The following is a 12,613-nucleotide window of genomic DNA, read 5'->3' on the forward strand; positions in this document are numbered from 1 at the left end:
ACCAAACCTGACTGAAGGAAGATCGCGATGTTCATCGACATGCGGACCTATACGCTGAAGAACGGCAATGTGCCCAAATTCCTCAAGCTCTATGAAGAAGAGGGGCTGGCGGTGCAGACCCGCATCCTTGGCAACATGGTCGGCTATTACTTCACCGACATCGGTCCGCTGAACCAGATCGTGCATATGTGGGGCTATGACAGCATGGACGACCGTTGGGAGCGTCGCAAGGCGTTGCAGGCGTCGGAGGAATGGCAGGCCTATGCCGTTCAGATGCGCCCGCTGGTCGATCACATCGAGAACAAGATCTTGATCCCGGCGCCCTTTTTCAAGCAAGCCTGAACTTCTGGACTGGAAAAGGGGGCCGGCAACATTCGCCGGCCCCTTTTCACATGAGTTCGCGCAGGGCAAGCGCCACGCCCGAGGCGAACATCACCCCGATCAGCAACCGGCGAAACTGGGTGTCGTTCAGGTGGTGGAACAGCCTGATGCCGAGCTGAGCGCCGATGATGGTGGTCGGCAGAGCCATCGCGATCAACAGCAGGGTTTCGCGGTCGTAGAGGCCCTGCAGGGCAAAAAGCGCGACGGCCATACCCAGGATGCCTACATTATAGGGTTGCAGCACCGCGCGGGTCTCGCCTTTGGGCCAGGGGCGCATGGCGCACCACATCGTCGGCAGTGCCCCCGACAGGGATGCCGCGCCGCCCAGGACGCCCCCCGTAAAGCCGATGCCGACGTCAATCAGGGGCGTCGGTCGTTCGAAACGGGGCAGTGAACGGCGCAGCGTGAAGAAACCGCCATAGGTGATCATGAAGCCGGCGATCACCAGCTTCAACACCGGCGCGCTGATCACGCTCAGCAAGCTCACCCCCAAGGGCAGCCCGATCAGCCCCGGCGCGAGAAAGCGTGCCAGCCGGCCTGGGCGGTCACGGATCTCGCGCCGGGTGATCCACAGCCCCTGCAAGCCGCTCACCACCGACATGACCACAACAATGGCCACCGCCTGTGGCGGCGGCATGATCTGCAACCAAAATCCCAGGGACAGCAGGGCCGTGCCGAATCCCGCCAGGCCGTTGATGAACCCGCCGGCGAATGCTCCGGCAAGAAGCGCCGTGATGAAGCCTGTCGTCATGGGGTCGGCGTCCTTGCCGGATATGCGGGTGAAATCGCGCTGCCTTTCAAGGCAGGGCGGGTGAGGCCATTCGGGGTGATCCGGGCAGGTGATAGATGATCGGTCATGATTGCTTTCGGGTCGATGCGGCGGCCAGCCACAATTTCTTCTTACAGTCATGTAAATAAAATCTTATATTATTTACATATACTTAAGATGCGCGCCCCGCAGCGGCAATGCAAGTGCAACCTTCCCTTGCGGTACGTCACGAGATCCGGGCGATCGTCTCGGGCGAGAAGATACCCACCTCGACGGCGCGCTCCATCGCGCGGGCGATCTCGCCCAGGACGCGGTTCTTGGTGCTGTCTTTGCGCTGCACCAGCCCTAGGTGCCGCATGGGGGCGTCTTTGGGCGCCAGCGGGATGCGCCGCAAGGGAGGCGGATTGGCGATCCTGACGCAGGATTCGGGAACGATCGAGACCCCGAGCCCGGCCAGCGCCATGCTGTAGATCGCCTCAAGCCCAGCCAGTTCCATGCTGTCCTTGGCGGCGATATTGTTGGATAGCAGCCATTTCTCGATGATCGAGCCCACCACGGCATCGCGGGTGAACCGGATGAAAGGGTTTTCATTCAGGATCCTGACCGGGTCGTCGTCCTTGATCTGTTCGGAACAGATCAGGACCAGTTCCTCGGAGGCGATGGGATGCCAGATCAACTCACGCGGCAGCATGTCGGGCTTGGAGATCAGCGCGCCATCAAGTGCGTTTCGCTCGACTTGGTGGATCAGCGGGATGGACAGGCCAGGGAACAGCCCCACGTGCAGTTCCGGGCATTTCGTTTTCAGCATGGCGGTGGCAAAGGGCACCAACCCGATCAGCGTCGTCGGCACCGCGCCCAAGTTGAAATCGCCTTTGAGGCCATCGTCGCCCAGAACCGACGGCACGATGTCGTCATAGGCGCGCACCACCTCGCGCGCCTTGGCCAGCAGCGCCCGCCCGATCGGGGTTAGTTCCGGGGTGCGTTTCGAGCGATCGAAGACCGCGACCTGCCATTCCGCCTCCAGCGCGCGCATCTGCTGGCTGACGGCGGCATGTGTGACGAAAACCGCGTCTGCCGCGGCGCTGAAGGTGCCGTGATCGGCGACGGCGATGAGTGTTCTAAGTATTCGTATGGACATGGCGGCCCTCCATGCCAAACAACAATAGTTATGCTTACATTTAATGCAACAATAATTTTATTTGATTTAGATATACTTTCAATTCAGATCAGGCAGGGGATGCAAGCTCATTCAGCAGCCAGCAAGAGGGAACCGATGGGGGCGCTTTTCAAACGACCCGCGCTTTGCGGCAGCAGGCCTGTTTCACGGGGGCGTGGCGTAGCTCGTCGGACGGTGCAAGCATCGCCGTCACCTGCCCCGCGACGGGCGAGCATATCGGTGACGTGCCGCGACTGACGCGCGAGGCTGCCGCCCTGGCCATCGAGGCTGCCGCAACGGCCTTCACCGAATGGTCTGCCCGCACCGCCGCACAGCGGGCGCAGATCCTGAAGCGCTGGCACGCGCTGATCCTGCAAGAGCGCGAGGGGTTGGCGCAGATCCTGACCCTGGAACAGGGCAAGCCGCTGGCGGAATCACCTGTGGAAATCGACATCAGCGCCGCCTGTGTCGAATGGTTCGCCGAGGCCCACCAACAATGACAGGATGAGCAAGACGGAAAGGGTCATGCGGGTGGGCCTTCGCTGCCAGGCGGTTACATGGAACGGGTGTGGGAGCACCGAAGGCTCGCCAGATTCTCACATCAAGATGCTGCTCGCTTCCACGTCACGGGAACCGCAGAGAGACCGTTGGCGAGCGCAAACCCGAGGCAAGGCGCGCCCGCCTTCCATCTTCATCGGGGCCTGCAAGTCAAATCGCGGATCCCCGATCGTTCGTGCAGGCAATGCTGGTTGTCGTATGGCTCCTTGCCGGAGCCATGCGATTTGATTCACGCGATTCTGGACAGCAGCGTCTCGGGCAGTTCGATCCCTTCGGCGGCGGCCTTCCGGCGTTGAGCAATGCGTCGCGAGCCGGGGATGCGGGCGTTTTTCTGCGCTGCAATGGCGGCGGCCAGGTGCTCGACATGGCTCAGCGTGCTCGATCCACCCAGAACCCGAGGGTCGAGGGTGATGATCAATTGCCCCGTGGAGGGTGGCCCGCCCTGGTCGTCGAGGAAAGACGAGGCGTTGGCCGCGTATTGCGCCCCCGTCAGCCCCGCCGCCAGCAGTTCGACCATCAGCGCCAGCGCCGTGCCCTTGGCATCGCCAAGCGGCAGCATGGTTCCCGCCAGCGCTGCGACCGGATCGGTGGTCGGCTGGCCCTGGGCATCGAGCGCCCAGCCCTCGGGGATCGGCGTGCCCTTTTGCTTGGCCGCCATGATATTGCCGCGCGCCACCTTGGAGAGCGACATATCGATGACGATCGGTGCGCCGTTTGTGCGTGGGCAGGCGAAGGCAATGGGATTGGTGCCGAACAAGGCGGTGGTGCCGCCCCATGGCGCGATGGCCGCAGGGGTATTGGCGAACAGCAGGGCCGCCAGTCCTTGTTCGGCCAGCCGCTCGACCACGAGCCCAGCTGCCCCGCAATGATGCGAGCGATGGATCGAGGCGGCGGCGATGCCGGTTTCCCGCGCGATGGCGGGAAGCTGCTCGACCGCAAGATCGAGGGCCGGATAGGCGAAGCCATGGGCGGCGTCGATGCGCAAGACCGAGGTCGCGACGCGCTCGGCCACAGGGACGGCGCTGGGGTCGATCTTGCCGCTGCGCACCTGCGAGAGATAGCTGGGCAGGCGCGACAATCCGTGGCCCTTCAGCCCGTCGGCCTCGGCCCCGACCAGGGCACATGCTACGGACAGGGCCGCTTGTTCGGCAACCCCCTCGTCCCGGAGGGCGGCGGCAACGGCGGCCTGCGCCTGTGCAATGGATGCTTTCGTCATGCCTGTTCCCGCTCCAGATGGTCGAGGACATTCCTGACCGTCAGCCACGAAACCCGGTCGTTCGATTCCACCGTGACGCCGGCGATATGGGGTGTCAGCACCAGGTTGGGCACGTCGGCGAAGGCTGCGCCTGCCTCGGCGCTCAGCGGCTCGGTCTCGAACACGTCGAGGGCGGCACCGCCAAGCGTTCCGCTTTTCAGCGCGGCGACGGTCGCGGCCTCGTCCACGACGCCGCCACGCGCCGCATTGATCAGGATCGCGTCGTTGCGCATGCGCGAAATCGCCGCCGCATCGATCATTCGCCGGGTGTCTGCGGTCAGCGGCACATGTAGCGAGACCACGTCCGATCCGGCCAGCAGGTCATCAAGGGACAGCGGTGTGGCCTTGCCCCAGCTCTGGGTCCAGACCGGGCTGTCGGCCGTCAGGAAGGGATCATAAGCCACCACCGTCATGCCAAGAGCTACGGCTCGCTGAGCCGTCGCCCGTGCGATGCTGCCAAAGCCGATCAGGCCCAGCACCTTGCCGGAAATCTCGCGCCCGGTCAGGCGGTTGCGCGGCCATGTTCCGGCTACCAGATCGGCATTCGCGCGATAGGCTCCCCGCAACAGCAGCATGGCAGTGCCGATGACATATTCCGCCACCGAATCGTCGTTCGCGCCCATGGCGGGGCAGACCGCGATTCCTCGCGCCTTGCAGGCTTCCATGTCGATATTGTCCAGCCCGACGCCCAGGCGGCCGACAACGTGCAGATGGGGTGCAAGATCCAGCAAGGCCGGGCGGACCTGCGTGCGGTTGCGCACGATCAGCGCGCGGGCATGGGCCAGATGGCCCGCCAGTTCGTCGGGCTTGTCGACGAGCATGGGGTCATAGACCACATCCCGACCGGAGAGGCCTTCGCGAACGGCGGCCTCGTCCATGAATTCCGTAATGACTATCATAGTGGTTCCTCAACAAGAGCAGATAGGAACCAGGCGGTTTTCCCGCCCGGTCGGGTTTATTCGGCCTGGTTGCCCAGAACCCGTTGCCATGTCGCGATCTCGGCCTGCAGCTTTTCGTCATGGGCAGCGGGGCTGCGTTGATCGGTAGGGAAAGGTGCGGTGCCAACCGCGGCGAAGCGGTCCACAATTTTCTGGTCGTCGAGGGCGACCTGCAACGCGGCGTTCAGCGTTTCGACGATCTCGGGCGGCGTGCCGGCGGGTGCGTAAAGCCCGTGCCAGATGGTGAAGTCGAATCCGTCCAGGCCCAGTTCCTGCAAGGCGGGCAGATCCTTCAATGCCTCCAGCCGATCGGCCGAGGTGACGGCGTAGCCTTTGACCGTGCCGCCTTCGAGCTGCGGGATCGCGGTTGTGGACTGGTCGCACATCACGTCGATGCTGCCAGCCATCAGATCGTTCATCGCCGGCCCGGTGCCCTGATAGGCGGCAAGCGTGAACTTGGCGTCCATCGCATTTTGCAGCAGCACCGCGCAGAGATGCGAGTTCGATCCGACGCCGGCATGGCCCACGGAAATATCCTCGCCGCCTTCCTTCATCCGTTGGATCAGGGTGGCGGCGTCGGGGGCGTCGAAATCCTTACGGGCCAGCAGGACCATCGGACCTTGATTGATCATCCCGATCGGGGCGAAAGCCGTCGCGGTGTCATAGGTCAGGTTGGGATAGAGGGTCTCGCCCGCCCCCAGTGAGACATGCGCGATCAGCAGCGTATAGCCGTCCGGATCGGCACGGGCCACGCGTGCCGCGCCAAGAGTGCCGCCGGCACCGCCTACGCTTTCGACCACCAGTTGCTGGCCCAGCGTTCCCGACATCGACTGGCCGACCAGACGCGCGATGGCGTCGCTTGGCCCGCCCGCAGCGAAAGGCACGACCAGGTTGACGGGACGTTCAGGATAGGTTTGCGCCCCTACCATCCCCGCCGCGAACGTAGCTGCGGTCGAGACAAGCACACGCAGAAAATTCCGCATGGATATTCCTCCCATGTTGTTGCTCCCGCTCCTCCCCGGAGCGGCCGGCACCTCCGTGCCGTCTTGCTCTTATATCATATCTCTTATATAAAACCATAGATGATTGACCGAGATGAACGTCTGCTGTGGAGGGCGGCGTGCAACCGGGATCACATATCAGGGAGGAGAATGAATATGTCTCAAGACCCATCGCAGCCAACACAGTCCGAGACAATGAGGCCCCCCGGAAAGGGTAGGGGTCGGCTGCTGAATCAGAGCTTTATCGGAGGGTTATGCCTGCTTGGGCTGGCCGGTAGCGCCTTCCTGGCCATGGGGGATCTGGCCAGCGGCAGCTTGCGGGCGATGGGTCCGGGCGGGATGCCGCGCGGCACGGCCTGGCTGATTGCCGTGATTGGGGCGGGGATGGTCGTCGCCGGCATTTTCCGCGGCGGTGAGGCGATTCCGCGAATCTCGGTGCGCGGGCCTGTCATCATCATGCTGGCCCTGGTCGTTTTCGCCTTCACGATAAGACCGACGCCCATCGGCTCGTTCACCACGCCTGGCATCGGCATCGTCGGAGCGGGACCGCTTGCCGTCCTGATCGCGGGCTTTGCCGAGCGGGACCGCGACTGGCTCGACCTTGCGATTCTTGCCGCGGCACTGACGGCGTTCTGCATTCTGCTGTTCGGCTATCTGCTGAACCTGCCGATGCCCGCCTTTCCCGTGTCCTGGCTGAAATATTTCCCGGGCTGGAGCCAAAGGCAGGTGATGCTGCTGGTCTCGGGGGCGCTGCTGGTCGTTGCGCTGGCCTTATATCTTGTCCGGCGGCGCCGCGGAGGGAATGCCTGATGGAGCTTATCCAGAACCTTGGGCTGGGCTTTGCAGTCGCGCTGTCGCTGCAGAATCTGGGACTTTGCCTGCTGGGCTGCTTGGTCGGGACGTTGATCGGCGTGCTGCCGGGGGTGGGGCCCATCGCGACCATTGCCATGCTGCTGCCGATCACCTTCGGGCTGGATCCAGCGGGCGCGCTGATCATGCTGGCCGGTATCTATTACGGCGCGCAATACGGTGGCTCGACCACCGCCATCCTGGTCAATATCCCCGGCGAGGCCACTGCCGTCGTCACCACGCTGGACGGGCATGCGATGGCGCAGCGTGGACGGGCGGGGATCGCGCTGGGGATTGCGGCGATCGGGTCTTTCTTCGCCGGAACCGTGGCCACATTGATTATTGCCGCCCTTGGGCGACCCTTGACCGAACTGGCGATGCTGTTCAGGCCGGCCGAGTATTTCTCGCTGATGCTGATGGGGCTTGTGCTTGCCGTGGTGCTGGCCAGCGGTTCCGTCATCCGGGCGATCGGCATGGTGCTGGTGGGCGTATTGTTGTCTTGCGTCGGCACCGACATCGAGACCGGAGAAGCGCGGATGACACTCGGCTGGTTCTCACTTGCCGACGGGATCGATTTTTCCGTGCTGGCGATGGGGATCTTCGGCATCGCCGAGATCCTGCGCAACCTGGAAGTGACCGAGGCGCGAGACGTGGTGCGCGCCCGCATCGGCCGCCTGCTGCCGGGGCGCGAGGAAATGAGGCAGAGCGCCAAGCCCATCATGCGCGGCACGGTCCTGGGGGCCATCCTGGGACTATTGCCGGGCAATGGCGCGGTGCTGGGACCCTTTGCCAGCTATGCGGTGGAAAAGCGTCTGGCAAAGGATCCTTCGCGCTTCGGCAAGGGCGCAATCGAGGGCGTTGCAGGACCGGAATCGGCTAATAACGCGGGCGCACAGACCTCGTTCATCCCGATGCTGACGCTCGGCATTCCGCCCAACGCCGTCATGGCGTTGATGGTCGGCGCCATGACCATCTTCGGCATCGTGCCTGGGCCCCAGGTCATCACCGCGCATCCGCAACTGTTCTGGGGCATGATTGCCTCGATGTGGCTTGGCAACCTGATGCTGCTGCTGATCAACCTGCCGATGGTCGGGCTTTGGGTGCGGCTGCTGAAAGTGCCTTACCGGCTGATGTATCCGACCATTCTGGTCTTTTGCAGCGTGGGGATCTATTCGATCAACTCGCAGATCACGGATGTGCTGTTCATCGGCTTCTTCGGCTATGTCGGCTATGTGCTGGTCAAGGTTGGGTTCGAACCAGCACCCTTGCTGTTGGGTTTCGTGTTGGGATCGCTGATGGAGGAAAACCTGCGCCGGGCACTGGTCCTGTCGCGTGGCGATCCCTGGGTGTTCGTCACCAGCCCGATCAGCGCGGTTCTGTTGCTGATCTCGGTCGTAGTGCTGGTGCTGGCGTTGCTGCCCAGCGTTAGGCGTGAACGAGACGAGGTTTTCGCGGAGGCAGATTAAGCCGTCCGTCCTGAACAACCCCGAGGGTGTTGGTCGCGTTGGTCGTGGCGATCTGCTTGAAATACAAGAAAGCCCGGATCTGTGGTTCGGGCTTTCTGCTTCTTTTCGCTGTGCATGGGGCACCAGCCCCGAGCTTGTTATGTGGCCTGGATCTTATATATTATAAGATTACTGGAGGTATGCCGTTCCCGCAAAGCGAGCGGAAATCTGCGCCTTGTAACCGAGGAGTTCCGATGTCCGACGATCTTGTCGCCGCCAAGCCCCTTTATGCGCAGGTGCGCGACCAGCTTACGCGGCGACTGGTGTCGGGGGAATGGGCGCCGGGCATGCTGATCCCCAGCGAACATGAACTCGCCCGGCAGCTTCGCGTCAGCCAGGGCACGGTGCGCAAGGCGCTGGACGCGATGACGATGGACAATCTTCTGGTCCGGCGGCAGGGGCGCGGCACCTTCGTATCCCAGCCCGAGGATCCCAAGCTGCTGTTCCAGTTCTTCCGCCTGACGGCCGACGGCAAGGAGGCGGAGTTTCCTCTTTCCCAGATGCTGGGGAACGCCGAGGTGCCGGCCCCGCAAGAGGTTGCCGAGCCGCTGGGACTGGCCGAGGGCGCCCCGGTCGTTCGGATCGAGCGGGTGCGCTTGATGGCGGGCGCCCCGGTCATCAACGAAGTCTTGTGGCTGCCCGCCGCGCGCTTCGCCGGACTGGCCGGGCTCGATGGCATTCCCAACAACATCTACAAGCTTCTGTCGGCGAAATGGGGCGTGACGATCGCCCGAGCGGACGAGCAGCTGCGCGCCACGCTGGCCGATGCGCAGGATGCCGCGCGGCTGGGTTGCGCGGTCGGGTATCCGCTGATCGCTATCCAGCGGATCGCCTATGACCTCGAGGACAAGGCGGTGGAGCTGCGCCAGTCGCGCTGCCTGACCGATGCCGTGCATTACTCGGTCAGCTTGCGTTGATCCGGCATGCAATCGCGGCCCGGCGTCCCGATACCGTAAAGGTCCGTTGACGGTATCGGGACGGTGCCGGGCCTAGGGAACCAGCACGACCTTGGGCGAGGCAATGGCATTGCCGACCATGCCGGCGAAGGCCGCGGAGCCATCGGCCAGGTCCCGGATGTCGGTCCAGTCGCAACGCCCGAGGTGGCCCTCGATGATCGCGGCGGTGCATTCCTCGAAGTCGCTGTGGCTATAGGTATAGGTGCCGATGAAGGTGATCTCCTGCAGCGTCATGCGCCGGATGTTCAGCCCGTCGGTCGCCTGCCCAAGGCCGATATGCAGGATGACCCCGCCTGGCCGCACCGTTTCGGAAGCCACCGCGCGGGTAGCGCCGAAGCCTGCCGCGTCGATCACCAGGTCGGGGGCAGCGCCAGACGGCGCACGTTCGACGACGGGGAAATCGTCGATCTCGGTCAAACGCTGGCGGCGGATGGCGTTCGGCTCGACGATGGTGACGTCGGTGCTGCCCAGGGCACGAGCGGCCAGGGCCGCACCGAAGCCGATCGCACCGCCGCCCAGGATCAGCACCCGCGTCGCCGGGCCGCCCAGGACGCGGTTGCCCAGCTTGACCGCGTGCCAGCCGCAGGCCAGCGGCTCGGCCAGGCAGGCGACGGTCGCCGGCAGGGCATCTGGAATGGCGACGAGGTTGCGCTCGGGCGAGGTGATGAATTCCGCGAACCCGCCCTCGCGCGGCGGCATCGAGATGATCTGCCGCTCGGGGCAGAGGTTGTCGCGCCCATCTCGGCAGGCGGGGCAGGTGCCGCAGGTCGCCAGCGGGTTGACGGTGACGCGCTGGCCGGTGCGGGCGCCGCTGGCGATGGTGCCCGCGACCTCGTGGCCCAGGATCAGCGGCGCCGGGCGGCGCTCGTCATGGCCCAGATAGGCGTGGATGTCCGAGCCGCAGATGCCGACGGCATCGACGCGCACCAGAACCTCGCTCGGCTTGGGGACGGGGTCCGGCACCTGTCGCATTTCCAGCGCGCGTTCCCCCGTATAGACCAGAGCTTTCATTTCGCGGTAAATCCCCCATCAACCATCAGGATCTGCCCGGTCACATAGGCGGACGCCTCCGAGCAGAGGAAAAGCAGCGGCCCGTCCATGTCCTCGGGCTCGCCATTGCGGCCCAGGCAGGTCTGCGCCGCATTCCGTGCGGCCAATCCTTCGTCGGCAAAGACCGCCGCGGTCAGTTCCGTGCGAAAGAAGCCCGGCCCCAGCGCATTGGCGGTGATGCCCGAACCCGACCATGCCTCGGCCATGGCGCGCGTCATCTGCGCGACCGCGCCCTTGGACGCGCCATAGGCGATGCCGGCGGCAAAGGCGCGGAAGGATTGCAGCGAGGCGAAGTTGACGATCCGGCCCCAGCCTTTCTCCCGCATCGCGGGCACCATGGCCTGTGCCAGGAAGAAGGGCGCGCTGAGGTTCAGCGCCAGGGTCAGATCCCAGCCCTGCGGCGTCACCTTGTCCGCATGTTCGCGCGTGTTCACCCCCGCCGCGTTGACCAGGATGTCCGGCGCGCCGAAGGCCGCTGCCGCGTCCTGGGCGATCCGGGCCAGGCGGTCGCGATCGGCCAGGTCGGCGGCGAGGGGCCGGATGCGCCCTTCGCCCTGCCTGGCCAGCTCGGCCAGCTCGGCTTCGCGCCGGGCGATGGCGACGACCCTTGCGCCACGGCGGGCAAGGGTCAGGGCAGCTTGCCGCCCCAGCCCGCTGCTGGCCCCGGTCACGCAGGCGATCCGGCCTTCGACGGAAAACAGCTCCTGTTCCATGTCAGGCGCTGGCATTCAGTTCGAACCGGGCTTCGGGAAAGTATTTCTTCAGCCGGATGTCAGCGGTGCGGGCGTGCCCTTCCATCCCCTCCAGGCGCGAGATGCGGGCTGTCGCCTCGGCGATGGGGCGGGCGCCTTCGCGGGTCGCGCGCTGCCAGGTCACGACCTTCATGTATTTGTGGACGGAAAGCCCGCCGGTATAGCGTGCCGCGCCCGAGGTCGGCAGGACGTGGTTCGGCCCCGAAGCCTTGTCGCCGAATGCGACCGTGGTTTCCTCGCCCAGGAAAAGCGAGCCGTAGCATTGCAGGCGCTTGAGCCACCAATCCAGGTCGGCCGCCTGCACGGTCAGGTGTTCGGGCGCATAGTCGTCGGAGGTCGCCGCCATTTCCTCGCGATCCGCGCAAAGGATCACCTCGGCATAGTCGCGCCATGCCGCCTCGGCGTTCATGCGGTTGACCTCGGGCAGGTCGGCGATCAGTTCCGGGACCAGTTTCAGGACGGCCTGCGCAAGCTTTTCGTCGTCGGTGACGAGCCAGACGGGCGAGTTGTAGCCATGCTCGGCCTGGCCCACGAGGTCGGCGGCGACCACCAGCGGATCGGCGCTGGCATCGGCCAGGATCAGGCTGTCGGTCGGGCCGGCGAACATGTCGATGCCGACGCGGCCGAACAGGATGCGCTTGGCCTCGGCCACGAACTGGTTGCCGGGACCGACCAGGATGTCGGCCGGGGGGCAATCGAAAAGGCCGAAGGCCATGGCGGCGATGCCCTGCACGCCGCCAAGCGCCAGGATGCGATCCGCCCCGCACAGATCGGCAGTATAGACGATCGCCGGATTGATGCCGACGCCGGGACGCGGGGGCGAGCAGGCGGTGACGTGCTGGCAACCCGCGACCTTGGCCGTCGTGACCGTCATGATCGCCGAGGCGACATGGCTGTAGCGCCCGCCCGGCACGTAGCAGCCGACCGACCGGCAGGGGATGCTGCGCTGCCCGGTGGTCAGGCCCGGCACCAGCTCCAGCGAGAAGTCGCGCAGCGAATCGCGTTGCGCCTCGGCAAAGCGGCGGACGTTGTCATGGGCGAACTTGATGTCGTCCTGCAGCTTTTGCGGAACCTTGGCCTTGGCTGCCTCGATCTCGTCCTGCGTCAGGACGATGTTGCCGTCGTATTTGTCCAGCTCGAGCGCGTATTTGCGGGCGGCCGCCTCGCCGCCCTGCTCGATGTCGCCAAGGATCTTCTGGACGATCTCGCGGGTCTCGCCGGCGTCGGTGGTCGCGGTCTTCGGCGCTTTCTTCAGATAGTACAGAGCCATGAAATTCTCCGGGTTCTCGTGGTCGGCCTTGTGCTTCGACGGCTCTGATCGAGCCGGTTGCGAAGCGTCCTCCTCTTGGCCATGGCGTGATGTAAGCGCTTTCATTTAGGCGATGCAAGCTTTTCTCAACGGTTCTGGTCAAATTATTCGCTTGCTGCGAAAGTGGCTGCCGA

The 12,613-nt window shown here is 64.6% G+C and carries 13 protein-coding genes; 5 read left to right on the forward strand and 8 right to left on the reverse strand.

Annotation, left to right across the window (positions count from 1 at the left end; all coding sequences use genetic code 11):
- Nucleotides 1–27 precede the first annotated feature (27 nt).
- A complete protein-coding gene (locus E3U26_RS14710; RefSeq protein ID WP_072463787.1) occupies nucleotides 28–342 on the forward strand; it encodes an NIPSNAP family protein in 315 nt (104 codons plus the stop codon).
- 46 nt (nucleotides 343–388) lie between these two features.
- Here E3U26_RS14710 and E3U26_RS14715 read toward each other — a convergent pair whose 3' ends face one another.
- The gene (locus E3U26_RS14715) at nucleotides 389–1,132 is read right to left on the reverse strand and encodes a sulfite exporter TauE/SafE family protein (protein WP_072463788.1); all 744 of its coding nucleotides are present in this window, start codon (nucleotides 1,130–1,132) and stop codon (nucleotides 389–391) included.
- A 244-nt stretch (nucleotides 1,133–1,376) separates the two neighbouring features.
- Complete coding sequence (locus E3U26_RS14720; RefSeq protein ID WP_072463789.1) at nucleotides 1,377–2,288, reverse strand: LysR family transcriptional regulator; 912 nt, start codon at nucleotides 2,286–2,288, stop codon at nucleotides 1,377–1,379.
- Between the two features lie 164 nt (nucleotides 2,289–2,452).
- Between E3U26_RS14720 and E3U26_RS14725 the strand changes: the two genes are divergently transcribed.
- Nucleotides 2,453–2,806, forward strand: a complete 354-nt coding sequence (locus E3U26_RS14725) for an aldehyde dehydrogenase family protein (RefSeq protein WP_499106304.1) — start codon at nucleotides 2,453–2,455, stop codon at nucleotides 2,804–2,806.
- A 287-nt stretch (nucleotides 2,807–3,093) separates the two neighbouring features.
- On the opposite strand, the gene E3U26_RS14730 is transcribed toward E3U26_RS14725, so the two are convergent.
- The 3 genes from E3U26_RS14730 to E3U26_RS14740 are packed head-to-tail and all read right to left on the reverse strand — an operon-like array spanning nucleotide 3,094 to nucleotide 6,040.
- Nucleotides 3,094–4,080: an Ldh family oxidoreductase gene (locus E3U26_RS14730; protein ID WP_499106305.1), complete on the reverse strand. Its 987-nt coding sequence runs from the start codon at nucleotides 4,078–4,080 to the stop codon at nucleotides 3,094–3,096.
- The gene (locus E3U26_RS14735) at nucleotides 4,077–5,018 is read right to left on the reverse strand and encodes a hydroxyacid dehydrogenase (RefSeq protein ID WP_499106306.1); all 942 of its coding nucleotides are present in this window, start codon (nucleotides 5,016–5,018) and stop codon (nucleotides 4,077–4,079) included. The genes E3U26_RS14730 and E3U26_RS14735 overlap by 4 nt, the downstream gene beginning before the upstream one ends.
- A gap of 56 nt (nucleotides 5,019–5,074) precedes the next feature.
- The gene (locus E3U26_RS14740) at nucleotides 5,075–6,040 is read right to left on the reverse strand and encodes a type 2 periplasmic-binding domain-containing protein (RefSeq protein ID WP_499106307.1); all 966 of its coding nucleotides are present in this window, start codon (nucleotides 6,038–6,040) and stop codon (nucleotides 5,075–5,077) included.
- Between the two features lie 309 nt (nucleotides 6,041–6,349).
- Here E3U26_RS14740 and E3U26_RS14745 point away from each other — a divergent pair, with 309 nt between their 5' ends.
- The 3 genes from E3U26_RS14745 to E3U26_RS14755 all read left to right on the forward strand — a co-directional run bounded on the left by E3U26_RS14745 (nucleotide 6,350) and on the right by E3U26_RS14755 (nucleotide 9,329).
- Nucleotides 6,350–6,868: a tripartite tricarboxylate transporter TctB family protein gene (locus E3U26_RS14745; protein ID WP_499106354.1), complete on the forward strand. Its 519-nt coding sequence runs from the start codon at nucleotides 6,350–6,352 to the stop codon at nucleotides 6,866–6,868.
- Nucleotides 6,868–8,373 (forward strand): tripartite tricarboxylate transporter permease, encoded by a 1,506-nt coding sequence (locus E3U26_RS14750; protein ID WP_208021409.1) that lies wholly within the window; start codon nucleotides 6,868–6,870, stop codon nucleotides 8,371–8,373. The genes E3U26_RS14745 and E3U26_RS14750 overlap by 1 nt, the downstream gene beginning before the upstream one ends.
- A gap of 233 nt (nucleotides 8,374–8,606) precedes the next feature.
- Nucleotides 8,607–9,329 carry a GntR family transcriptional regulator gene (locus tag E3U26_RS14755; RefSeq protein WP_499106308.1) on the forward strand — a complete coding sequence of 241 codons (723 nt, stop codon included), beginning with the start codon at nucleotides 8,607–8,609 and terminating at the stop codon, nucleotides 9,327–9,329.
- 72 nt (nucleotides 9,330–9,401) lie between these two features.
- On the opposite strand, the gene E3U26_RS14760 is transcribed toward E3U26_RS14755, so the two are convergent.
- From E3U26_RS14760 to hisD, 3 genes are read right to left on the reverse strand one after another with little or no spacing between them, the layout of a single operon-like run.
- Nucleotides 9,402–10,379, reverse strand: coding sequence for a zinc-dependent alcohol dehydrogenase (locus E3U26_RS14760; RefSeq protein ID WP_499106309.1), 978 nt, complete (start codon nucleotides 10,377–10,379; stop codon nucleotides 9,402–9,404).
- Nucleotides 10,376–11,131: an SDR family NAD(P)-dependent oxidoreductase gene (locus tag E3U26_RS14765; RefSeq protein ID WP_499106310.1), complete on the reverse strand. Its 756-nt coding sequence runs from the start codon at nucleotides 11,129–11,131 to the stop codon at nucleotides 10,376–10,378. Before E3U26_RS14765 ends, E3U26_RS14760 begins: the two co-directional genes overlap by 4 nt.
- A gap of 1 nt (nucleotide 11,132) precedes the next feature.
- Nucleotides 11,133–12,440, reverse strand: coding sequence for a histidinol dehydrogenase family protein (gene hisD / locus E3U26_RS14770; RefSeq protein WP_499106311.1), 1,308 nt, complete (start codon nucleotides 12,438–12,440; stop codon nucleotides 11,133–11,135).
- Nucleotides 12,441–12,613 lie beyond the last annotated feature (173 nt).

Source organism: Paracoccus ferrooxidans (genome assembly GCF_029909815.1).
In the GTDB taxonomy this organism is placed as follows: Bacteria; Pseudomonadota; Alphaproteobacteria; order Rhodobacterales; family Rhodobacteraceae; genus Paracoccus; species Paracoccus versutus.